At 37.1% G+C, this 23609-nt stretch carries 18 protein-coding genes and 1 riboswitch; of the genes, 12 read left to right on the top strand and 6 right to left on the bottom strand.

Translation table 11 applies throughout. From position 1 onward, the window contains the following. Nucleotides 1-31: 31 nt before the first annotated feature. Nucleotides 32-1858 carry a TonB-dependent siderophore receptor gene (locus H5084_RS05260; protein WP_182689768.1) on the bottom strand — a complete coding sequence of 609 codons (1827 nt, stop codon included), beginning with the start codon at nucleotides 1856-1858 and terminating at the stop codon, nucleotides 32-34. Nucleotides 1859-2130: 272 nt separating this feature from the next. Next, nucleotides 2131-2330: riboswitch (cobalamin riboswitch) on the bottom strand. A 398-nt stretch (nucleotides 2331-2728) separates the two neighbouring features. Here H5084_RS05260 and H5084_RS05265 point away from each other — a divergent pair. Then, entirely contained in the window at nucleotides 2729-3688 is a 960-nt protein-coding gene (locus tag H5084_RS05265; RefSeq protein WP_182689769.1) for a dihydrodipicolinate synthase family protein, read from the top strand. 121 nt (nucleotides 3689-3809) lie between these two features. Continuing rightward, entirely contained in the window at nucleotides 3810-4829 is a 1020-nt protein-coding gene (locus H5084_RS05270) for an Ldh family oxidoreductase (RefSeq protein WP_182689770.1), read from the top strand. Nucleotides 4830-5254: 425 nt separating this feature from the next. Here H5084_RS05270 and H5084_RS05275 read toward each other — a convergent pair whose 3' ends face one another. Then, nucleotides 5255-6004 carry an AAA family ATPase gene (locus H5084_RS05275; protein ID WP_220485902.1) on the bottom strand — a complete coding sequence of 250 codons (750 nt, stop codon included), beginning with the start codon at nucleotides 6002-6004 and terminating at the stop codon, nucleotides 5255-5257. A gap of 779 nt (nucleotides 6005-6783) precedes the next feature. Here H5084_RS05275 and dctP point away from each other — a divergent pair. The 9 genes from dctP to H5084_RS05320 all read left to right on the top strand — a co-directional run bounded on the left by dctP (nucleotide 6784) and on the right by H5084_RS05320 (nucleotide 18040). Next, a complete protein-coding gene (gene dctP / locus H5084_RS05280) occupies nucleotides 6784-7848 on the top strand; it encodes a TRAP transporter substrate-binding protein DctP (RefSeq protein WP_182689771.1) in 1065 nt (354 codons plus the stop codon). 48 nt (nucleotides 7849-7896) lie between these two features. Continuing rightward, nucleotides 7897-8430: a TRAP transporter small permease subunit gene (locus tag H5084_RS05285; protein ID WP_182689772.1), complete on the top strand. Its 534-nt coding sequence runs from the start codon at nucleotides 7897-7899 to the stop codon at nucleotides 8428-8430. Next, nucleotides 8423-9739 carry a TRAP transporter large permease subunit gene (locus H5084_RS05290; protein ID WP_220485903.1) on the top strand — a complete coding sequence of 439 codons (1317 nt, stop codon included), beginning with the start codon at nucleotides 8423-8425 and terminating at the stop codon, nucleotides 9737-9739. Before H5084_RS05285 ends, H5084_RS05290 begins: the two co-directional genes overlap by 8 nt. 701 nt (nucleotides 9740-10440) lie before the next feature. Then, the gene (locus tag H5084_RS05295; RefSeq protein WP_182689773.1) at nucleotides 10441-11607 is read left to right on the top strand and encodes a nucleotide sugar dehydrogenase; all 1167 of its coding nucleotides are present in this window, start codon (nucleotides 10441-10443) and stop codon (nucleotides 11605-11607) included. A 70-nt stretch (nucleotides 11608-11677) separates the two neighbouring features. After that, nucleotides 11678-13024: a phosphoglucosamine mutase gene (glmM, locus tag H5084_RS05300; protein WP_182689774.1), complete on the top strand. Its 1347-nt coding sequence runs from the start codon at nucleotides 11678-11680 to the stop codon at nucleotides 13022-13024. 212 nt (nucleotides 13025-13236) lie between these two features. Then, nucleotides 13237-14346 (top strand): UDP-N-acetylglucosamine--undecaprenyl-phosphate N-acetylglucosaminephosphotransferase, encoded by a 1110-nt coding sequence (gene wecA, locus H5084_RS05305; protein WP_182689775.1) that lies wholly within the window; start codon nucleotides 13237-13239, stop codon nucleotides 14344-14346. A gap of 301 nt (nucleotides 14347-14647) precedes the next feature. Next, complete coding sequence (gene htpG / locus H5084_RS05310; RefSeq protein WP_182689776.1) at nucleotides 14648-16552, top strand: molecular chaperone HtpG; 1905 nt, start codon at nucleotides 14648-14650, stop codon at nucleotides 16550-16552. Between the two features lie 121 nt (nucleotides 16553-16673). Then, nucleotides 16674-17318 (top strand): adenylate kinase, encoded by a 645-nt coding sequence (gene adk / locus H5084_RS05315; protein ID WP_182689777.1) that lies wholly within the window; start codon nucleotides 16674-16676, stop codon nucleotides 17316-17318. Nucleotides 17319-17434: 116 nt separating this feature from the next. Then, nucleotides 17435-18040, top strand: coding sequence for a C40 family peptidase (locus tag H5084_RS05320; protein ID WP_182689778.1), 606 nt, complete (start codon nucleotides 17435-17437; stop codon nucleotides 18038-18040). A 291-nt stretch (nucleotides 18041-18331) separates the two neighbouring features. Here H5084_RS05320 and H5084_RS05325 read toward each other — a convergent pair whose 3' ends face one another. The 3 genes from H5084_RS05325 to H5084_RS05335 all read right to left on the bottom strand — a co-directional run bounded on the left by H5084_RS05325 (nucleotide 18332) and on the right by H5084_RS05335 (nucleotide 20970). Further along, entirely contained in the window at nucleotides 18332-18958 is a 627-nt protein-coding gene (locus H5084_RS05325; RefSeq protein ID WP_182689779.1) for a flavin reductase family protein, read from the bottom strand. Between the two features lie 124 nt (nucleotides 18959-19082). After that, on the bottom strand, nucleotides 19083-19532 hold the full coding sequence (gene gloA / locus H5084_RS05330) for a lactoylglutathione lyase (protein ID WP_182689780.1): 450 nt from the start codon (nucleotides 19530-19532) through the stop codon (nucleotides 19083-19085). Between the two features lie 310 nt (nucleotides 19533-19842). Further along, nucleotides 19843-20970 (bottom strand): cupin domain-containing protein, encoded by a 1128-nt coding sequence (locus H5084_RS05335; RefSeq protein WP_182689781.1) that lies wholly within the window; start codon nucleotides 20968-20970, stop codon nucleotides 19843-19845. Between the two features lie 229 nt (nucleotides 20971-21199). Here H5084_RS05335 and H5084_RS05340 point away from each other — a divergent pair, with 229 nt between their 5' ends. Beyond that, nucleotides 21200-22138 carry a DMT family transporter gene (locus H5084_RS05340; protein ID WP_182689782.1) on the top strand — a complete coding sequence of 313 codons (939 nt, stop codon included), beginning with the start codon at nucleotides 21200-21202 and terminating at the stop codon, nucleotides 22136-22138. A gap of 87 nt (nucleotides 22139-22225) precedes the next feature. Here H5084_RS05340 and purB read toward each other — a convergent pair whose 3' ends face one another. Further along, complete coding sequence (purB, locus tag H5084_RS05345; RefSeq protein WP_182689783.1) at nucleotides 22226-23596, bottom strand: adenylosuccinate lyase; 1371 nt, start codon at nucleotides 23594-23596, stop codon at nucleotides 22226-22228. Nucleotides 23597-23609 lie beyond the last annotated feature (13 nt).

Genomic DNA, 23609 nt, shown 5'->3' on the forward strand with positions numbered 1-23609 from the left:
TTAAATGATTGTTAATTAATTGACCGTCGGATCACAGTTGTGCACCTATCGTAAATTGCACGGTTCTGCCTTCCGCATTATACCCATTATGGAGTTGCTTATCATTGTCAGTAATATTATTTACATTTACACCAAGATTAATATACTGATTTAATTGATAGGTCATTGCTAAGCTGAGCAGATGAACTTCTTTTAACTCGTCAGAGGATGTAGTGCGTTTACCTACGTAGGTGTAGGTCAATTTAGGTTTAAGCTTGTTGGTGACATAATATTCAAAGCTTGAAGAGCCAGACCATTTTGGTACGTTGTTTAATTGATCATTAGTGTCTTGGTCAATACTTTCAGAGTAAGCTGCTGTAATATCAAAGGCATAGGCAGTGGCATTATACTGCGCATAAAGCTCCACACCTTTTACTTTAACTTCACCGATGTTAAATGGAGACCAATCCCAAGATCCTACTGAAATAGGAGCCCATTGAATTTTATTATCTAATGAACCTGTATAGAAATTAAGCTTTAATGGAATGTAAGCATGCTGAGTATCGAAATCATGTGTTAATGAAAGTTCTAAAATTTGACCTTCTTCTGACTCTAAATCTGGATTGCCGCTGCTTGGCCAATATAAGTCATTATAAGAAGGTGCTGTGAAAGACGTTTTGTAGTTGATACTGGCTATTTCAAATAATGAAAATCCTGCAGAGTAGGTTAGGGCATCACCAAAATCAGAATAATGATCATGACGAATACCGCCTGAAATACTCAAATAATCTACCAGATAGTGGCTGAATGCCAAGTAAACTGCACCTTGATCACGGTCATTACCATTCTCATTTGATTTGTACGTGGACTGGATGAACTCACCTCCAAAATTAACTGTTAAATCTTGCCATTCGCCTTTTAAATGCAGTTGGAATAAGTTTTCTCGTGTTGAATAATGATCAACATTGCTTGCACTCGGATGGCCGGCCTTTAAATCTACCTCTGCTGTTGATAGCGTAAATTCAGATGATAGGTTTTGTGTATATTGTTGAATATACTTACCGGTAATTTGTAATGTATCTTGTGATGTTTTAGCTTTACCTACTGTGGGGTATGACTCATAGATTTCTAAGTCAGAGATTGCATTATTGATAGCGATTGAGAAGCGATTTTTCTCAGTAACATAAGCTGCATAACTATTCATCGAGTAACTGTCATAACCAAAGTCATCATCTGAATCTTCAATAAAATCGTACCCATCTGACTGATCTCTATCGAAAGAGGTCATGAATTGAAAATTATTCCAATTATTAGCATAAGCACCACCAACTCGCTGAGTATTGTTAGATCCAGCACTGATATTAAGTTGCGCATCTGCCATTTCACCTGTTTTAGTGATGATATTTATCACACCGGTTAAGGAGCTTGAACCGTACAAAGAAGCTTGTGCACCGCGAATAACTTCAATTAATGCAATAGATTCCATGGGAATAGCTGGAATGTTTTGGCTGCCAAGGGTTGACGTAGGAAACGGCACACCATTTAATAAATACAATGTATATTTATCAGAAAGACCACGGTGATAATTGCTGGCATTATGTTTGGCGGTTCCCGAATTGGTATGAACAAATCCTGGCGTATTTTCCGCAATTAATTGATCTAAAGTTTTATTAATATCACTGTCACTAGGCACGATGCTGACAATATTCTCACCACTATAGTTTTGCGTGGTTGCATTAGGTGCACTAAACCCTTTGGTAATTAAAATATTTTTACGTGGGCTAGTTTGTGATGATGTTATTTCGTCATCTGCCAATGAGTTTGCACTGCATAGACTTAATGTCATAACAGCTATCGAAGTATAGCGAAGTGTGAACATGTTTCTTCCTTGGGTTTAGTAATGGAGAAAGTTGGTCACGCAGTGATAGCAGAAGAGATATAGGGCAAGAGCATTAAAAAATTTATTGATAGCATGGTAATACTATTAATAACAACAGCATTACCTAACAATAATATTTAACAATACCGTTTTAGATCATCATTCAACATAACAGTCACTGAGCAGCAAAAACTTTCTTTGGCTCGTCACCATTACGCCCATCTATTATTAATAAATGCGATTTTACGTTCCATAACGGCCGACCCGCAGTATGGACAGTGACGTTATTACGCTGGTATCTGGCTGGGTGATAATCGCTATTCAAATAAATAGCGAGTCATACCTTCACAGTTGCGGGGGCAGCGCATGATTTATTCAACCCATCAGAAATCGAGTGCTGAACATGCTTCCCATTTAAGTTTACTAGATTATTAATTTCATAATAACAAACACGTAATAATAGGGGCGATTATAGGGGGATGACATAACCTGTCAATTATTGCGAGGTGTTTTATTGGTCTTATTTTTTACTAAATGTTGGCTTTCAAATAACTCACATCGCTAGCTAATAAGTGCTTAGATCATACGTGGAACTTATGAACGAGGCATGCTTAAAGGTATTAAATTAGCCTTAATCTAAATTTTGAGTATCTATTGACGCATACAGTAGTATCTTGTATCTTTAATATTGCATACAATATACAATATTCTAAATGCGAATTGCAAAGTAGCTATTTGGTATTAGTCATTAGAAATAGATAGCTTAAGTCCTAATTATTTAAGTAAAAGATTGAGACTATTTTGAGCTTTGCTGAAACTTAAATTATTTTAAAAATTTAAATAATAAACTCATTAACAAAGGATTAAAAAATGAAGAAAGATATTTTTTATGGCGTAATACCTGCTCTTATGACCCCTTGTAAAGAAGATCGAAAACCTGATTTTGATGCTCTGGTAAAGAAAGGCCTGGAAATGATATCGGCTGGAATGTCTGCTGTTGTTTATTGTGGTTCTATGGGGGATTGGCCTTTATTGACTGACGCTGAGCGTATGGAAGGTGTTGAGCGTCTTGTTGATGCTGGTGTACCAGTTATGGTGGGAACTGGAGCTATCAATACCAAATCAGCTGTAGCCCATGCTGCTCATGCTGAGAAAGTCGGAGCTGCAGGGTTAATGGTGATCCCTCGTGTTCTATCCCGAGGTTCAGTCATCACGGCACAAAAAAATCACTTTAAAGCGATTTTATCTGCGGCTCCATCAATACCAGCTATCATTTATAATAGTCCTGTATATGGCTTTGAAACTAAAGCTGATTTATTTTTCTCTCTTCGAGAAGAACACAAAAATCTGATTGGTTTTAAAGAGTTTGGTACTAAAGAAGCTATGCGTTATGCAGCTGAAAATATTACTTCTAAAGATGAAGAAGTTTTATTGATGGTGGGTGTTGACACAAGGGTTTTTCATGGTTTCGTAAATTGTGGTGCTACAGGTTCAATTACTGGAATAGGAACTGCGCTTCCAAAAGAGGTTCTTTTACTTACTCGGTTGTCTATGTTGGCAGCAGAAGGGCATATAGAAGCTCGTATTCGAGCACAAGAACTTGAAGAGGCGATTGCAGTCTTAGCTAGTTTTGATGAAGGTCCTGAACTTGTTCTATTTTTTAAATACCTCTTAGTATTGAATGGAGAAAAAGAATATGACCTCCATTTTAATGAATCAGATAAACTAAATGCTGAGCAGCGCGGATATTGTGAAAAACAGTATAAGTTATTTAAACAATGGTTTGCTCAATGGGTCAAACAAGGTGGAGTTATTGCTGAATGCCGTTAAAAGCTAATCTAATATATTAACTTTTTGGAGTATGGCTTGAGACCCTAGTGCTTAAGCCTTAGACCAACTCTACATACTAAGTTCGATGATTTAAAGTGACCCCTATAAACTTGGAGGAAATATGAGTGATAATGTTAGTTTAAGCTTGACTAATATTCGCCAACTCAGTGAACAGATATTAAGACACAATGGTTTTAATCAAGATCACGCCAGAGCTATTGCGGATATTATCTATACATGTCAACGAGACGATTGCCACTCGCATGGCCTTTATCGACTACTTATGTGTGTGGAAAGTATTAAATCAGGGCGTGTGAAAGGTGACGCGATACCAACCATCAGCGATGTCAGCTCTTCTATTGTTAAGGTGAATGCAAACCACGGTATTTCGCTACTCGCCTTGCACGCCGCTCTTCCTTTACTTATAGATAAAACAAAAAAAAATGGTATCGCTGCATTAGCAATTAATCGTTGCTATCATTTTTCAGCATTATGGCCCGAGGTGGAAAAATTGTCTGAAGCTGGATTGGTTGCTATTGCTATGGTGCCTAGTCATGCCTGGGTGGCACCCGCTGGAGGTACTAAGGGCTTATTAGGAACTAACCCATTGGCATTTAGTTGGCCTCGTAATGGCAAGCATCCATTTACCTTTGATTTTGCAACTAGCCAGTTTTCTAGAGGAGAGATCGAGTTATATCGACGAGCTGGAAGATCATTACCTGATGGTGTCGCAATAGACAAAAATGGAAACCCAACGATTGATGCTGAAGAGGCGATTGATGGTGCTATGTTGACATTTGGTGGATATAAAGGTTCCGCGCTATCTATCATGATTGAGTTATTAGCAGGTCCTTTAATAGACGATCTTACTAGTAAAGAAAGCATGGCTTTTGCAAAGGGCATACCAGAAGCTCCGTTTCATGGAGAGATCTTAATTGCTTTAGACCCTAACTTGTTAAGTGGAGGAAATGTAATTGTAAATGATGAAAGAGCTGAACGTCTATTTGCTGATATTGTAGCTCAGGGAGCTCGCCTGCCTTCACAAAGACGCTATGCTGCAAGGGAACGGAATATTAAAAACAATACCGTGTCAATTCCTAAAGATCTACATGATGATCTTTTGAAATTACTTGAAAATTAGTAAATTCAGTTAGGTGCATTTATAAAATATCAATTTAAATAATCTTTAATTTGCTAATGTCGAATTATTCAAGATCCCAATTATTGGTTTAATTATCCTGTGCTTTGTAAAAAATCCTAGTTTATTAAATGCTAGGATTTTTTATTGGGGCTTCTTAAGTACTAATTTTGATCAATAATTGGATCTGAATATTGTTGAAAAATGTCTTATTTTTAGTTTGAGGGTTTATTAATCAAGCTATTCTTTGACTGATACTTGGTCACGATGATAAACGAAAATTTACTGGAAAATATTTAACAGCAGTGCCACTTAATTGCATTTACCTAAGCCAATCAATTACATTTAACTATGCCACAAACCTGACCTTTTTTATGTATTAAAAAGCCGTTTCATAAGGACAGATTTTTACCATTTGGAGACATTCATTAATCTTTAAAAAGCTCATTCAACATACGTTCAGGGTTTAACAAAAAAGATTTTGTAATAGCATAATGTTCTGTATCTTCATAATTTGTTAGTTCCAATCCATTGTTAGTAACTTGATAAATTTGTGCATCAGGATATGCCAATATTATTGGAGAGTGAGTCGCTATAATAAATTGAGAGTTAGATTTACATAATTGATTCATTCTCGCTAATAATGTCAACTGACGAGTTGGTGATAGTGCGGCCTCTGGCTCATCTAGTATGTACAGTCCATTACCTGAAAACCTATTAACAATAAGTGAAATAAACGATTCCCCATGAGATTGTTCATGTAATGACTTACCACCATATGACTCAATAACTTTAGGTCCCATACTCGGTTCTTTATCAAGATCTTCAATATTAGTTGCTAAGTTAAAGAAACTCTCAGCTCTTAGGAAGAATCCGTCCTTAGGTGTTTTGTACGATTTGCTCAACCTTAAAAATTCAAAAAGTTTCGAATGTGATTCGCGCGTACCAAAATTGAAATTTTTAGTTCCACCTTCAGGATTAAAACCAAATGCGGTTGCTATTGCTTCAATTAATGTAGACTTACCACTACCATTTTCACCAATAATAAATGTCACAGGTTTAATGAATTCAAGAGAGTTAAATCCCTTCATTGATAAGGTATTAAATGGGTAACATGTAAAGTCTGGGCACTTATCTGGCTTTAAATAAACTTTTTGTAAGTACGGAAAATCTTGCAAAATGGAATCCTATTAAGTTCACTGTTGGCTCAGAGAAGACATTAATTTTTTCAACTCGTTATGTCAACTAAGTGCACAAAGTGATCATATTTATTAGTGGCAAACCTAATGTTATTCAGTGGTCGCAGTAAATGTTATTAGGTGACAGTATTAGATGATAATGACTGGTAATTCTGATGCAATTAGGTGGCACAACTGATGTAATTGTCCAATATCTTAAAGTTTATCTATTTTAGATCCTTTTAAGTGTTTTAGACCCGAGTCAAAATAGTTTTCTCTTGAACGCGGCTTACTACTATATAGGGTATGAGCCGAAGATGTAGACAAACCCAATTAACGATAAGCATTATCGATCCTACCGTCTAGGACCTAGAAGGCGATAATATTTTATCGGCCGCTACCTGCTGCTTTATCTTTTGAGATGACTTTTAATGACGAGTTTACTTATTTGAAATTTCCATTTTTATATCAATAAGATAGTTAATATAATGACTAAAAATAATCAATCAAGTTTAGTCTTTTTGATGTTCGGTAAACTATCAAAAATATGAGTTAGGTTTTGAGCAGATAGAATTTTCGAGATTAATAAAAATAATAATAATAGTAATAGTAATAGTAATAAGTATCGTTAAGTGATCCCCATCATGTTAATGCTTAAATGTATCCTTTTATTTTGCTATTGTATATTGTATACAATATATTGTATTTAAGGGGTGCGTTGTAAAATGTGTTTACTCCTAAATATTTATTAATAACTTTGCAATTCTATGGAGATAAAAATGGAAATTTTAAAAACATTAGTTGCTTCTGCAATTTTAGGAGGAGCCCTTCTTTCTCCTTTAGCGAGTGCCGCTGAAATCACTTGGAAAGTCCCATCTTCAGTGCCTGAGGGATCTTTCTTTTACAATAACTTTCTTAAACGTTTTGCTAGTCATGTGGATGAGTTAACAGACAGCCAAATAAAAATAAGACCTTTCGGTGCAGGTGTTGTTGTCCCTGCATTCAAGGTTTACGAAGCAGTTCAAGATGGCATTGTGGAAGCAGGGCATTCAACGCCTAGTTACCTTGTTAACCAAGATCCTACAAATGCTATTTTTGCAGGTTTTCCTGGAGGCATGTCCCCAGAAACAATGCTGGCTTGGCTGTATGAAGATGGCGGGGTTAAAATGTTACAAGATTACCGTAAAGAAAAAATGGGACTACATAGCTTGATTATTGGTGTTGGAACCTCCGAAGTTCTTGCTCATGCCAATAAACCAATTCGAAAAATTGAAGATTTTGCTAATTTAAAATACCGCACTTCCGGTGCGTGGGCTGGTGTCCTTAAAGAGTATCTAAAAGGTGTACCAACGGTCGTTCCACCTGGTGAAACATATACTTTATTGCAACGTAAAGGGGTTGATGCGGTGGAATGGGCAACACCAGGATCAAATTTATCAGAGGGTTTTCATGAAGTTGCACCTTACATTATAGTGCCTGGTATTCATCAACCAACTTTCCTGTGGGAGATTGTAATAAAGACCAAGGTTTGGGATGGCTTATCAAAGGAGTTGCAAACTAAACTGGAGTCTGCTGCTCGCCTTACTACTATGGAGGCTTTTTTACATTTTGCTAATGCAGACATTAAAGCCATGGATACTTACCGTAATTTTGGCAGTGAAATTATCTCGCTAGATGAATCTGTGATTTCTGAAATTCGTAGTTATGGACATAAATGGATGGAAGAACGATCAAAAGAACAAACAGGTAACGGCAACAAAAAAATGGCATCAATTCTTGAACAATACTTATCTTACCAGAAAGCTTGGAGTCGCAACTCAAGTATCTTTGTACGTGATAAATAATACCATCAAAAAATGAGCGCCTCTCGGCGCTCTTATGAGGCTAATAACATGAATAATATACTCAAATTTTCTAACTTGGTTTCTGTATGGCTCGGCCGAACTGCGATGGTATTAACCTGTTTATTAGTTTGTTCAATGCTCTATGAAGTCGTTGCTCGTTATGCTTTTGAAGCCCCCACTCTGTGGGCTTTCGATATTTCCTACATGCTTAATGGTAGCATCTTTCTACTCGCTGGCGCTTATTCTCTTAATCATGAAGCGCATGTGCGAATAGATTTTCTTTCTAGTCAACTTCCTATCCGTTTTCAACAAAAACTCAATGCGATTGTTTATGCGTTTATTGCTGGTCCCTTTTTTGCAGCATTCTCTTGGGTTGCAACAAAAAAAGCTTATATAGCATTTGTTACTGGTGAATTAGAAAGTGTTAGCCCTTGGGCTCCCCTGGTATGGCCTTTTTATGCAGTATTGGCTATTGGTTTAATTGCTTGTACTTTTCAGCTTTATATTGAAGCTATAAAGTTTTTACTCGGTACTAAGGTTCCCGGCCATACTACAGATACAGGAGTTTCATCGCATGATTGAGCTAATCCCTATCTTGATGTTCATTACACTTTTCATCTTTGTTTTTGCTGGTATACCAGTTGCTTTATCGTTGATCATAATTTCCTGTGGATTCGGTTTGTTAATATTTGGAGATAGTTTATTTTTACAACTTTATGGCTCGATATTGCATACTGCTTCTAATTTTACACTTTCAGCTATCCCATTATTTATTCTCATGGGGGCATTGTTAGAGCAAACTGGATTAGCGCTTCGTTTATTTAAGGCTCTGCAATTATGGATGGGGAAATATCCTGGTGGTTTAGCCGTTGCTACTATAAGCATGTGTGCTATTTTTGCTGCTGCTTCGGGAGTTGTTGGTGCTGTTGAAATTGTTGTCGGTATGATGGCACTACCTGCAATGGCAAAATATAAATATGATCAAGGTTTAATGGCTGGAACGGTATGTGCTGGAGGTTCTCTTGGTACAATTATTCCCCCATCCATTGTTGTGGTCGTTTATGCATCGATGGCCCAGCTATCAATAGGTCAATTATTTGCTGCTAGTTTATTGCCTGGGCTTATAATGGTTGTTTTGTTTATTTTATATATATTGATAATTTGTCGTGTAAATAAAAAGCTAGGTCCAGCATCAACTGAATCAAACGCCGTGCCTCTTAAAGAGAAAATGCAAGTTACTCTATCTGCAATTATCCCACCAATGTTATTAATCGCAGCGGTACTTGGATCGTTATTGTTAGGCATAGCTTCTCCAACTGAAGCTGCTGCTGTGGGAGCTGCAGGTGCTGCATTATTATCTTTAGCTTTTCGAGAGCTAACACTAGAAAAATTTATTAATGCTCTCAAAAATACGATAAAAATCACTGCCATGATAATGCTAATTGTTATGGGAGGAACTATGTTTACAAGTATTTTTGCAGTATCTGGTGGAGGGTGGATGATTACAGAATGGGTTAATGAATTAGATATGAGCCCTTATGGTTTAATCTTTCTATTAATGGCAGTGGTTTTTGTTGCAGGTTTTGTGTTGGACTGGATTTCAGTTGTATTGATTTTTGTACCAATCTTTACACCACTGGTAAAAACAGCAGGAGTTGATCCAGTTTGGTTTGCTGTTATGTTTATGGTTGTTATTCAGACATCTTATTTGACTCCTCCAATGGCACCATCTATTTTCTATTTGAAATCTATCGCACCCAAAAGCATGACATATAGCCATATGTATAAGGGGGTAATGCCATTTGTTTTAATTCAATTATTAGTTTTAGTCATTGTTGTTTTAATACCAAGCGTAGCGACATACTTACCTAGTTTAATTACGTCTGGTTAATTTGTAGATACACCGTTATATGGATAAATAAAAAAGGGGAATTTATTATAAATAGATTTTCCTTTTTTTAGTTTTAAGCTTGTATTTAAGAGCCTACTTATAAATAAATAATTAGTCATAGAGCCCTGGCATAACCGATACACTACTTAGTTAACATTTCTAATGGTCGCGAGTAGTTTAAAGGCAATAAATCAAGAGTTAAATATTGAATTTTCAACACTAATGCTTAGTAATTTTATTATTTGGTAATAAAAAGTAGCCATAGTTGATGTGACAAAAAGACTGGTCATTTAATTCGATCAAAATCCACCTTAAAATGGTGTTGATTGTTGTTTATTAAAAAGTCTTTTTTATAATTTTTTGCGTAGCTTGTGTTTATTTTGTATTCACGCCTTCACCTGATAGTTTGGTTTCTGTCTTCCATGGTTTAGGATTATCCTTTTGATGATTGGCCTTATTATTTTTGCGTTTGTAGCCAATAAATTAGTATTTTGCTATAAAAAATTTTACAATAAACCTTAAATTGACATTTTTGTTGAGATAATCAGCACAATATTTTTTATCGTCTTATGCTACTTAGCAATTTCACTTTCATTCATCGCTAATATTTATAGGCTAGCTAGTTTATGCCTAAATAGGCATTTATATCTGTTTTAAGACATTCATTTTATGAATGTCTTTTTTGTAGGAATTATTAAAATATGAAAATTGCCATCGCCGGTACCGGTTATGTAGGTCTTTCAAATGCAATGCTTTTAGCACAACACAACGAAGTGATTGCCGTTGATATTGTTGCGGAAAAAATCGCCTTGTTGAACAATAAGCAGTCGCCCATTGCTGATGTTGAGATAGAAGATTTTTTACAAAATAAACCTCTTAACTTTACTGCGACACTGGATAAGCAAGCGGCTTATGAAAATGCTGAATTTGTTATCATTGCTACGCCAACCGATTACGATGTTGCTACTAACTATTTTAATACTTCTTCAGTAGAAGCAGTGATTAAAGATGTGATGAGCATTAACCCTGACGCTATCATGATTATTAAGTCGACGGTTCCTGTGGGTTACACGCAAGGCATTAAGCAAACAATGGGGTGTAATAATATACTATTCTCTCCTGAGTTTTTACGTGAAGGGCGCGCTTTATATGATAATTTATATCCTTCTCGTATCATAGTCGGTGAACAAAGTGAGCGTGCTAAAGTATTTGCAAGTTTATTAGTACAAGGCGCGATAAAAGAAAATATCGATGTGTTATTTACTGACTCAACCGAAGCTGAAGCAGTAAAACTTTTTTCTAATACCTACCTTGCTTTACGTGTGGCTTATTTCAATGAACTGGATACTTATGCGGAATCGCATGGATTAAACTCACGTCAGATTATTGAGGGGGTAAGTTTAGATCCGCGTATTGGCAATCACTATAATAACCCTTCCTTTGGTTATGGTGGATATTGTTTACCAAAAGATACTAAACAGCTGCGTGCTAACTTTGCTGCCGTCCCCAATAATTTGATCGGCGCGATCGTTGACGCCAATACCACCCGTAAAGATTTTGTTGCAGATTCGATTATCGCTAAAAACCCTAAAGTAGTGGGTATTTATAGGCTGATCATGAAATCTGGATCTGATAATTTCCGTGCATCTTCAATTCAAGGGATCATGAAACGCATTAAAGCTAAAGGTATTGAGGTAGTTATTTATGAGCCTGTTTTTGAGGAAGATGCCTTTTTCAATTCTACGGTTTATAAAGATTTAGCTGAATTTAAAAATATCGCAGATGTGATTGTCTCTAACCGCATGAGTGATGAGTTAGATGATGTGGCTGACAAAGTTTATACGCGAGATTTATTTGGATCTGATTAAAGACTGCTGACTTTTTGTATCTAATGTATTTAAACCAACTTACTATTAAACCGAATAATGGATTATAACAATGACTAGAAAATATTTTGGCACTGATGGTGTCCGTGGCAAGGTAGGAGAGTACCCAATTACTCCTGATTTTGCGTTGAAGCTTGGCTGGGCTGCGGGAAGAGTATTATCTCGTCTTGGCACAAAGAAAGTGATTATAGGTAAGGATACGCGTATTTCTGGCTATATGCTTGAGTCTGCTTTAGAAGCTGGTTTATCTGCTGCGGGCATTAGCGCGGTATTAACGGGCCCGTTGCCAACACCTGCAGTGGCTTATTTAACTAAGACATTCCGCGCGGAAGCTGGCGTAGTGATCAGTGCATCACATAATCCCTATTACGATAATGGGATCAAATTCTTTTCAGCGTCAGGTGAGAAATTGTCAGATGAGATTGAATTAGCGATTGAAGCGGAACTAGATAAGCCAATGGGCTGTGTCAGTTCTGAATTGTTAGGGAAAGCATCGAGAATGCAAGGTGCTGCGGATCGTTATATTGAGTTCTGTAAAGGCACATTCCCTTCTGCATTATCATTATCTGGACTTAAATTAGTTGTTGATTGCGCGAATGGTGCTGCATACCACATTGCACCCTCTGTTTTTGATGAACTCGGTGCTGAGGTTATTGCTATCGGGAACAAACCTGATGGTTTTAATATCAACGATAAATGTGGGGCAACATCACTTGGTTTATTACAAAAAACGGTACTTGAAAACAATGCTGATTTGGGTATAGCGCTTGATGGTGATAGTGATCGGATCATGATGGTTGATAGCCAAGGTAATATTGCTGATGGTGATCAGTTGCTTTATATCTTAGCAAAACAAGCACTCATTAATGGGCAACTTAAAGGTGGCGTAGTAGGTACCTTGATGTCAAATATGGGGCTTGAAGTGGCTCTTGCTAAACTAGGCATTCCGTTTGTACGCGCTGGCGTTGGCGATCGCTACGTGATGGAGCAGTTATTACAACGTCAATGGTGGTTAGGTGGAGAAAACTCTGGGCACGTTATTTGCCGTCATTTAGTGACCACTGGTGATGCTATTGTTGCCGCATTGCAAGTCTTGGCCGTTATCAAGCAAAGTGAAAAAACACTTGAACAATTACTTGTTGATATGCCGATGATGCCGCAAATCTTAATTAACGTGCGCTTTGCGGGTGATAATCAACCTTTAGAAAGTGATCTAGTGAAAACAGCGGTTCTTGAAGCTGAAAAAGCTTTATTGGTGGGTAGTGATACACCTAAAGGACGTATTTTACTGCGTAAATCAGGTACTGAACCGTTGATTCGAGTGATGGTTGAAGCGGAGTTGCAAACGTTAGCGGAAACATGGGCTAATCATATTGCTGATGCTGTTAAAGCTGTATAAAATTTTTGCTTATTTTTTTAATTGATTTTGTTTTATTCAATAAACAATGATTTTAGTTTTTTAAAGTGAATGCCTTAAATTAAAGTTGTCGATTTAAGATCATTGTTTATATGAGTGATGGTCTTTTTCTTTACCTTAAAATGACTTTTTTGTGGTGATTTTTGATTAAGTCGGTATCATGTCACGTTATTTTTCTTTTTAGGCTAGTTTTTATGATAAATATCTCAATTGATTTAGCATTTATATTTGTTTTCTCAATGACAACGCTATTTGCTTTGCGAAAGTTTGCTAGGCATATAGGTTTAGTTGATAAGCCGAATGAACGTAAGTTCCATAAAGGCACTATCCCTCTGGTTGGAGGTTTATCTATTTGTCTCTCCATATTATACTTTTTATACAACAACCCAGAAATACTGCCTTATTCACATATCTATGCACTTTGTATGACTATTTTAGTTGCTGTTGGGGGCGCAGATGACCGATGGGATATCAGTTTTAGATTACGTTTAATAGTACAAGCTAGTTTAGCCTTATTAATGATTCACTTTGCTGGAGCATTGCTTACAAACCTTGGTAATATGTTTGGTTTTGGTGAGATATTGTTGCCAAGCGAAATCGCACAGATAATTACTATATTTGCTGTGATTGGTGCTATTAATGCTTTTAATATGGTCGATGGAATTGATGGTTTATTAGGTGGGCTTGCATCGGTAACCTTTGCTGCTTTGGGAATTGTTTTCTATTTTCATGGGGAAGCTAATTTAGCTTATTTATGCGCAGTATTTATTGTAGCAATGTTACCATATATCTTATTTAACCTTGGTGCATTTGGCCGTACTCGTAAAGTGTTTATGGGCGATGCAGGCAGTATGTTAATTGGATTTACTGTTATTTGGTTATTATTGTTAGCCTCGCAGTCGGCTACTGGTGATGCTTCAGATCAAACTGCAATGCGTGCAGTAACAGCGTTATGGATTATTGGTTTACCATTAAATGATATGGCCGCTATTATGATTAGACGCATACGTCGTGGTGATAGCCCGTTTAAACCCGATAGAGAACATTTACATCATATCTGTCAGCGTTTGGGGTTAAATCCAACACAAACTTTATTGGCTATCTGTTTTATAGCTAGTTTGTTTGCTCTGATTGGTATTTATGGTGAGTTAGCTAATATAGCTGCACCGATAATGTTCTATGGATTTATTTTAACGTTTGTTTTCTATACGCTATTACTTTCCAATATTTGGAGAATAATAGCTAAAATTCGTAGTTATTCTAAATTGCAGCATATAAAAAATTCGTTACAAAAAGTTAAATAGTGTTGCTTAAATGCGTATCTATTTCTTTTGTTATTTATATTACGCGGCTTATTAGCCGCGTTTTTTTTACCTTAAAAGGGGGGGCGATTATTCTCGAACCAGATTTGCTGCATGGGGGGCATATTTTAGTTATGAGTAGGGTGATGAAATACATTGATTAATCTAGGAGCTCAAAATTCGTTTGGGTAGTGCATAATTTTTAAAAAAATTTACTTTAGCTCTTGAAATCAATCTAAGTGTCTCCATCTCTTAACTATCTAAGTAAGACCAATAACCACTTGTTTAAGAGAGAAATAGAAATATGGAACATCAACAAAATCATGCGTTCAGTGCTGATACTGGTAAACTTCTTAAATTAATGATCCACTCTTTATATTCAAATAAAGAAATTTTCCTACGTGAGCTTGTTTCAAATGCTGCTGATGCGGCTGACAAACTACGTTTCAAAGCATTATCTGATGGTAGTTTGTTTGAAAACGATGCAGATCTACGTGTTCGTTTAAGCTTTGACGAAGAAGCAAAAACCATCACTATTAGCGATAATGGTATTGGTATGACGCGAGATGAAGTTATCGAACATTTAGGTACCATTGCTAAATCAGGTACAAGTGACTTTTTCGAGCAATTATCTGGTGACCAAGTTAAAGATTCACAACTGATCGGTCAATTTGGTGTTGGGTTTTATTCTGCATTTATTGTTGCTGATAAAGTAATCGTTAATACACGTAAAGCAGGTGATGATGCTTCTCAAGGTACATGTTGGGAATCTGCTGGCGAAGCTGATTACACGGTTGCTGATATTGAAAAAGCAGACCGTGGTACTGAAATAATTCTACATTTACGTGATGATGAAACTGAATTCTTAAATGACTATAAATTACGTACTGTTGTTTCTAAATATTCAGATCATATCAGTATTCCAGTGCAAATGTTTAAAGATGCAGTGCCTGAATCTGAAGGTCCTGATGGCGAGAAAGTGCCTGCTGTTGAAGCTACATGGGAATCAATTAATAAAGCAACAGCTTTATGGAATTGTTCAAAAAGCGACTTAAAAGACGAAGAATACAAAGAGTTCTACAAGCACATCGCAAATGACTTTGAAGACCCTTTAACATGGTCTCACAATAAAGTTGAAGGTGAGCAAGAGTACACAAGCTTACTTTACATTCCAAAACGTGCGCCATACGATTTATGGAACCGTGAAAAAGCACATGGTTTAAAACTATATGTTCAACGTGTATTTATCATGGATGACGCTGAGCAGTTCATGCCAACGTACTTACGTTTTGTTAAAGGTGTGTTGGATTCAAATGATTTACCATTAAACGTATCGCGTGAAATTCTACAAGATACACGTGTTACTACTAAGCTACGTAGTGCTTGTACTAAACGTGCACTTTCTATGCTAACTAAGTTTGCTAAGAAAAATGAAACTGAGTACAACGCATTTTGGGCTGAGTTTGGCCAAGTATTAAAAGAAGGCCCTGCTGAAGACCCAAGTAATAAAGAGCAAATTGCTAAGTTGTTCCGTTTTGCATCAACTGAAGCTGATGTAGCGGAACAAACTGTTTCTTTAGATGCGTATATTGAGCGCATGAACGAAGAGCAAGATAAAATTTACTACATTACTGCTGATAGCTTTAATGCGGCTAAAAATAGTCCTCACCTAGAGATCTTACGTAAGAAAGGCATCGAAGTATTATTATTGTCAGATCGTGTTGATGAGTGGTTATTAAGCCATTTACCAGAGTACGATGGTAAAACATTCGTCAGCGTAACTCAGGGCGATTTAGATTTAGGTAAACTTGATTCTGAAGAAGAGAAACAAGAGCAAGAGAAACAAAACACCGAATTTGCTAGCTTCATTGAACGTACTAAAAAAGTACTTGGTGATAAAGTGAAAGATGTACGCTTAACACAGCGTCTAACCTCTACACCATCTTGTATTGTTGCTGATAACGACGATATGAGTACACAAATGGCTAAGTTGATGGCGCAAATGGGTCAACCCGTACCAGAAAGCAAGCCAATTTTTGAGCTTAACCCTGAACATGTCATGATCACTAAACTAGCGGATATGACTGATGAGGTATTATTTGCAGAGTGGGCTGAGTTGTTATTGCAACAAGCAGTACTTTCTGAAAAGGGTAGTTTAGATGACCCTTCAGAATTCGTAGCTCGAATTAACAAACTTTTATTAGGATAATCTTCTCATAAATGTGTCGAAGGCCTGCTTATGCAGGCCTTTTTTGTTGATATTCTTGAGAAAATGGCCACAAACGTGTAAATTTCGGTCTGGAATTTATTAATTACATAGGAAGCTATAAATGCGCATTATCTTATTAGGTGCACCTGGTGCTGGTAAAGGTACACAAGCTCAGTTCATGATGGACAAATATGGTATCCCACAAATATCTACGGGTGATATGTTACGTGCTGCTGCGAAAGCGGGCACAGAGCTTGGATTAAAAGCAAAAGAATTAATGGATGCAGGCCAATTAGTCTCTGATGAACTAATCATTGGTTTGGTTAAAGAACGTATTGCTCAAGAAGACTGTGCAAAAGGTTTTTTACTAGATGGTTTCCCTCGTACTATTCCACAAGCTGACGCAATGAAAGAAGCAGGTGTGATCGTTGATTTCGTACTTGAATTTGATGTGCCTGACGAAGAAATTGTTAAGCGTATGGCTGGTCGTCGTGTTCATTCTGGATCAGGTCGTACTTACCACGTTATTTACAACCCACCAAAAGTGGAAGGTAAAGATGATGTGACAGGTGATGATCTATCTATTCGTCCTGATGACGAAGAAGCGACAGTACGTAAACGTTTAGATATTTACCATACACAAACGGCACCTCTTATTGCTTACTACAAGCAAGAAGCTGCACAAGGTAACGGTGCTCATCATAAGTTTGATGGTACTCAAGCTGTTGATGTGATCAGCGCAGAGCTTGCTGAAATTTTAGGTTAAGCTTTCAACGCTTAAGATAGAGACTAAACTTTGGGGCGTAAGCCCCTTTTTTATTTTTGATAAAAATAACGATGATGAGTCAATTATAACCTCAGTTAAACGTGTGGAGTAAGTGTATGCTTTGGGTGTTAAAACATCATAATATTCAATTAAGGTCTGACTTAAAGTCTAGGCTAATCTCTAAACTAAGCTGTAAATTAAGTTATCAGTTAAGTTTATTACCTTTGTTATGTCTTTTAGCTGCCTGTTCATCAAAACCTGATCATCAAGATAATACTTCAATCAGTACTAATACCTCTTCTGCTATTACTTCAAGCTCAAATACAACCTCTGCTGCTATGCAGACAGGTGATTTATTGTATTTATTGTTACTCAATGAGCATGAGTATTGGGAAGGAAGTCCCTACCGATACGGCGGTAATAGCCTACATGGTATTGATTGCTCAAGTTTAGTGCAAAAAGTCTTTAAAAATAGCTTTAACATCCAATTACCGCGTACCACTGAGTATCAAGTAAGAAAAGGTTTCTCAATTAAAAAGAGTCAGTTAAAAGTGGGTGATTTGGTATTCTTTAAAACTGGCCGTTCTAGTAGGCATGTAGGTATTTATATGGGAGAAGGGGAGTTTTTTCATGTTTCGACTAGCAAAGGTGTAAAAATATCAAAACTTTCAAACCCATATTGGCGAAAGCATTATTGGCAATCTCGTCGCGTTATTCATTAAATGTAAAAAATATGGCGGGAAAGTTGAATTAGGCTGATGTTTCTCTTCTGAGTTCGTTATTCAATTTGGTCATTATTTTTGTTGCATTCTGGTTCCACATATTCGTGTGGGGATTTATGCTTTTTTATATGAGTTTTATCTCGGCTGCGCTCGTCGTATTATTTGGATACTTATCAACACAGGTTTCACCTTGTCGGTGACCCTACTTTCTTTTGTCAGAAAAGAAGCTATACCCAGAGAATTCAAAGAAACTGACAGCGGAGCATTTTCTACTTCAGTAATGAAAGTTAGTTAATCTGGTCGTTTCAAGCTAAATGGGGCGGTGATCGATGCATATTCACCTCCACCTAGTCGTGCTAGTGGTTTGATTTTATCAGCTGCAATATTGATTCGGTCAGGATCTTCTGTATTTAACACCTGATCATTAATATATAAACGCTTAATCTCAACAAAAATCAATGTCTGTGGCAAATCACCTATCTCTTTAATTTCATAAAGTTCACACCCATAAGCAATATGACATTGTTCTAAACGGGGTAATGGAAAGTCATCAAAGGCTGTGGTTGTCAGGTCTGTGGCAAACAACTCTGAATCACCGTAATCTAATGTCGCTGCGGTTTGTGTCACGATTTCAGCTTGATCATCAGAAGCAATATGTATCACCATTTTTTTATTTTTTAATACATTGGTTAAGGTATCTTTATTATCACCATTAGGTTTTTTACCCAGTGAGAGCATTAGTATCGCAGGATCGCTTGATACGGCTGTAAAGTATGAGAAGGGTGCTAAATTATAGACTTTATTCGGGCTATTATTATCCGATTGGGTTAATACCCAAGCGATTGGACGAGGCACAATAGTTTGTGTCATTAAGTGGTAACGTTGTGCAGAACTATAGTTTGAAAAATTTAGTAACATATTTTATACCTTGAGTGTGATCGGCGATGACGACAATTAAATGAATTAACAATTTAATGATCGTCATCGATATATAGACCAGTTAGCAATCAATATGGTTTTTTAATCGCCTATGAAGCCTGTTTTACCAAGTACCGGTATTTTTCATTGAAGCCCAAGGCTCTGCTGATGCTAACTTTTTACCTTTCTGTAATAACTCAATAGAAATATTATCAGGTGATCTTACAAAGGCCATATGACCATCTCTTGGTGGACGATTAATAATAATGCCTGCCGCTTGTAGCTTTTCACAAAGCGCGTAAATATCATCGACCTCAAACGCTAAGTGGCCAAAATTTCTACCTTCGGTGTAACTTTCAGGTTCCCAATTATAGGTGAGTTCAATAAGTGGACTATCTAAGTCTTTTAACTCAGTGCCTTCTATAATGTTTTCGGGAGCAGTCAGATAAATTAATGAAAACTGACCTTTTTCGTAATCATTTTTTTTAACTAGAACCAGCCCAAGAAGATCACAATAAAAGTGCATCGACTTTTCTAAATCATTGACCCTGACCATGGTATGTAAAAAGCGCATATTGTTTCCTTTTTATAAAGTGGGTTGGCGATAGTATATTAGGTTTAAGTCCCATCAATCGAATAAGGTTTAAACACTCTAAAAAGTAATACTACAAAGCATATCATAGGGTTGCGTTTAGTTTCGATAAACTATTTTAATTTAGTAAGTAAGTGTTGAAAAGTTAAAAATTAATGTTACTTGAGGTGAGGGAGGTGGAAAAGGGAGGAACAAAAGAAGTTGATTGTCATGGTCTGATTGAGAGGAGACTGTTCGTATTCAAAATAAACAGCTTAAGTGCTAAGCTGTTTATTTATAAGTACTTAGGTAACTATTCTGCGTACCAATAACCGAGGTTAACAAGTTTGGTAAATAGCGTTAATGCTTCTGGCTCATCTTTAAATAATACCATTAACTCACTGGCTGCTTCATCTTGGTCACATAAGTAATGGGCTAGTTCAACAAAACCTGAAACGTCATAAACGCCACCATTGATAAAGACCTGCTTAGGTGCTTGCTCAAAATATACTGCGCGTAATCCACCTAAGCGTGTAAATATTGCGCCGTCTTCTAAAAATTCGACAATATCTTTATCTTCAAGTGGGTATTCAGGTATTGCGATATCTAATTCATGTTTTGCTTCACTGATCATTCGTCCAAACCATGGGATTAAATGCTCAGGTGTTTGGCAGTTTTCTAACATCACTTGATGTAGTTTCTCTAACTCCGCTTGTTCGATACAACCTGGATTTTCACGTACTTGCATTGGAATATCAGTATAACGTAATGCATTTTCGTAATTATCAATATTATAATCAGTAAAACTACTGAGTAAGTCATTTTGATCCGGCGCACGGAAACCAACACTGTAATTAAGTGAAGGTTCAATTGCATAACCTTCATGTGGGCAACCACTTGGAATATAAAGAATATCGCCTGGCTCCATTTCAACATCAATAGCCGCTTCAAAAGGGCCGCAATGTTTTAGCGCGCCGTGTGCAGCAAATTCAGGTAATGGTTGACGTGCACCAACACGCCAATGACGCTTTCCTTGGCCTTGAATAATAAACACATCATAGTTATCAATATGAGGGCCTACGCCACCTTTAGGCGTTGAGTAGCTGATCATTAAATCATCGATACGCCAGTTTGGTAAAAAGCGAAATGGTCGTACTAACTGCTGTGCATCAGGATGCCAATGATCTACGGCTTGTACTAATAAAGTTGCACCATCTTCTTCTAAACGTTCAAAGGTTTTAAAAGGTCCACACTCTGCTTGCCACTGCTCGTTATCAAGATAAACCAAACGACTTTCTAAGTCTTCTTCCATTGCTAAACCGGCTAATTCATCCGCCGCAATAGGATCCTGAAAATCCACAAAACCTTGTTTGATAAAGGTTGGCTTTTGTTGCCAGTAGTCATCTAAAAACTGGTTAATTTCAAAATTAAGTTCAAACATAGGGTGCTGCCTTTGAGGTTCAAATAATCTGAAGTGTAACAGGTCACCTGTATGCACGATAGTGATACAAATTATACTTTGTAAGAGGATTTAAATTTGATTGCTTTAAGGCTAATAGCTTAGTAATGTGATCGGCCGATTTAAGGTGGCTCACCTCTCCTCATAAATCATTAACAGCGTCTTTTTAGTTAAAGTACATTCTCTTAGTTAAATCTAGCAAGGAAGTAGCATGGGTAGCACGGTTAAGTTTGATAAAGTTACAGGGTTACTTGCTGGTTTGATGATGGTGATGATTTGGTCTGGTTGGATCATTATTTCAAAATGGGGACTCTCTCGTGCATTAACGGTTTGGGATGTGACAGGGATACGTTTTGTCACTGCTGGTGTCGTTGTGTTGGTTTATGCCCTATTAAGTAAAACCTCGATTAAAGCCTTGTTTACAGCGCGGATCATCATTTGTAGTTTATGCTGTGGAACGTTTTATGTGTGCGCTAGTTTGATTGGGTTACTGATGTCTGATGCTGCTAATACCGGGGTGATTATCAATGGCTCGTTACCTATCATGTGCGCAGCGATTGTTTTTGTATGGAAAAAAATCCGTTTGAATAATGCGCAATATGTTGGTGTTTTTCTTATTTTAGTGGCCAATGTGCTTTTATTCACTAGTACCGGAGGCGCCACAGTCAGTGCATTATTATGGTTGTTAATCGCGGCCTTTGCGATTGCCTTTTATTCTGTTTCTATGCGGGTATGGGGCTTGAGTTTGAAGACAGTTATGATTGCGGTGCCATTGATTAATGCTTTATTTTTTACGCCTATTTGGTATTTTTTACCCAGTAATATCAGCAGTGCGCCAATGGATGAAATAATACTTCAAGGTATTTACCAGGGAATAGTGGTCAGTATCATTGCGTTATTTTGCATGACTTACTCTATTAATAAATTGGGTGCGGTATCAGCTGCAACGATTATGGCTTTAGTTCCGATTGTGTCGGTTATATTAGCCATGATTTTCTTAGATCAGGTGATCACGTTACAAATGTTTATCTCTATCCTTGTGTGTTCGTTTGGTATCGCTTGCTATAGTGGATTACAGCCATTTTTAATTTGGTTAAGAAGAAACAAAAAAGGCAACCCGAAGGTTGCCTCAAAGCAAAGTAATCGTTAAGTCATTTATGTTTAATTCAAGATGAAAAGCGTCGTTTATGTTTTAAATGAGTACTTTTCAACAATCAAGCTTAAATGACAATGCGATTTATGCCATTTTATCTACTAATTCAATCGCTTGACCAATGTATGAAGCAGGCGTCATTGCTTTAAGCTCTTTTTTTACGGCTTCTGGTAATTCAAGTGTATCAATAAATTGACTCATACCTGGGCCATCTACACGTTTACCGCGCGTTAGCTCTTTTAGTTTCTCGTATGGTTTTTCGATAGCGTAACGACGCATCACAGTTTGGATTGGCTCTGCTAATACTTCCCAGTTTGAATCCAAATCTTTTAACATATTTGCTTCGTTGGCTTCAAGCTTGCTAATACCTTTTAAGCTTGCTTCGTAAGCGATAACAGAATAACCGATAGCAACACCTAAGTTACGTAATACGGTTGAATCTGTTAGGTCACGCTGCCAGCGAGAGACAGGTAGTTTCGCCGCAAGATGATCAAAGATAGCATTTGCTAGGCCTAAGTTACCTTCAGAGTTTTCAAAATCAATTGGGTTTACTTTATGTGGCATAGTTGAAGAGCCGATTTCACCCGCAATGGTTTTTTGTTTGAAGTGACCAAGGCAAATGTAGCCCCATACGTCACGGTCAAAGTCTAAAAGAATGGTATTGAAACGTGCAATCGCATCAAATAACTCTGCGATATAATCATGTGGTTCAATTTGTGTAGTGAACGGGTTAAAGGTAACCCCTAAACTTGTTACAAACTCTTCCGCAAAACCCTGCCAGTTAACTTCTGGGTAAGCACTAATGTGAGCGTTGTAGTTACCAACAGCACCGTTAGTTTTACCTAGTTGCTCAGTTGCTTCAATTTGTTTAACTTGACGTTGTAAACGTGCCACAACGTTAGCCATTTCTTTACCTAGTGTAGTAGGCGAGGCTGGCTGACCATGTGTACGAGACATCATTGGCATTGCTTTGTATTCAATTGCTTTTTCTTTAATCGCATCAACAACACGATTACAGTAAGGCAAAATAACGTCTTTTTTAGCAGTAGAAAGCATTAATGCATGAGACAAGTTATTGATGTCCTCTGAAGTACATGCAAAGTGAATAAATTCAGATACTGCGTTTAACTCTGCATTATCTGCTACTTTTTCTTTAAGGAAGTATTCAACTGCTTTTACATCGTGGTTGGTTGTTGCTTCGATGTCTTTTACTCGTTGTGCATCTGCTTCACAGAAGTTTGCAACAATTGCATCAAGGTGAGCATTTGCTTCAGCAGAGAAAGCTGGAACTTCAGCGATACCATCTGTTTGTGCTAGTTTTTGTAACCAACGCACTTCAACTTGTACGCGAAATTTGATTAAACCAAATTCACTAAAGATATCGCGTAAAATTGCAGTTTTGCTACCGTAACGGCCGTCAACTGGTGATACAGCTGTTAGTCCTGAAAGTTCCATTTGTTGCTCCTAA

The sequence above is a fragment of the Psychromonas sp. SR45-3 genome, from assembly GCF_014163575.1.
GTDB classification, from domain to species: Bacteria; Pseudomonadota; Gammaproteobacteria; order Enterobacterales; family Psychromonadaceae; genus Psychromonas; species Psychromonas arctica.

Coding starts and splice junctions, on each gene's coding strand:
- H5084_RS05260 (WP_182689768.1), bottom strand. CDS start 1,858: ATGTTCACACTTCGCTATACTTCGATAGCTGTTATGACATTAAGTCTA.
- H5084_RS05265 (WP_182689769.1), top strand. CDS start 2,729: ATGAAGAAAGATATTTTTTATGGCGTAATACCTGCTCTTATGACCCCT.
- H5084_RS05270 (WP_182689770.1), top strand. CDS start 3,810: ATGAGTGATAATGTTAGTTTAAGCTTGACTAATATTCGCCAACTCAGT.
- dctP (WP_182689771.1), top strand. CDS start 6,784: ATGGAAATTTTAAAAACATTAGTTGCTTCTGCAATTTTAGGAGGAGCC.
- H5084_RS05285 (WP_182689772.1), top strand. CDS start 7,897: ATGAATAATATACTCAAATTTTCTAACTTGGTTTCTGTATGGCTCGGC.
- H5084_RS05290 (WP_220485903.1), top strand. CDS start 8,423: ATGATTGAGCTAATCCCTATCTTGATGTTCATTACACTTTTCATCTTT.
- H5084_RS05295 (WP_182689773.1), top strand. CDS start 10,441: ATGAAAATTGCCATCGCCGGTACCGGTTATGTAGGTCTTTCAAATGCA.
- glmM (WP_182689774.1), top strand. CDS start 11,678: ATGACTAGAAAATATTTTGGCACTGATGGTGTCCGTGGCAAGGTAGGA.
- wecA (WP_182689775.1), top strand. CDS start 13,237: ATGATAAATATCTCAATTGATTTAGCATTTATATTTGTTTTCTCAATG.
- htpG (WP_182689776.1), top strand. CDS start 14,648: ATGGAACATCAACAAAATCATGCGTTCAGTGCTGATACTGGTAAACTT.
- adk (WP_182689777.1), top strand. CDS start 16,674: ATGCGCATTATCTTATTAGGTGCACCTGGTGCTGGTAAAGGTACACAA.
- H5084_RS05320 (WP_182689778.1), top strand. CDS start 17,435: ATGCTTTGGGTGTTAAAACATCATAATATTCAATTAAGGTCTGACTTA.
- H5084_RS05325 (WP_182689779.1), bottom strand. CDS start 18,958: ATGTTACTAAATTTTTCAAACTATAGTTCTGCACAACGTTACCACTTA.
- gloA (WP_182689780.1), bottom strand. CDS start 19,532: ATGCGCTTTTTACATACCATGGTCAGGGTCAATGATTTAGAAAAGTCG.
- H5084_RS05335 (WP_182689781.1), bottom strand. CDS start 20,970: ATGTTTGAACTTAATTTTGAAATTAACCAGTTTTTAGATGACTACTGG.
- H5084_RS05340 (WP_182689782.1), top strand. CDS start 21,200: ATGGGTAGCACGGTTAAGTTTGATAAAGTTACAGGGTTACTTGCTGGT.
- purB (WP_182689783.1), bottom strand. CDS start 23,596: ATGGAACTTTCAGGACTAACAGCTGTATCACCAGTTGACGGCCGTTAC.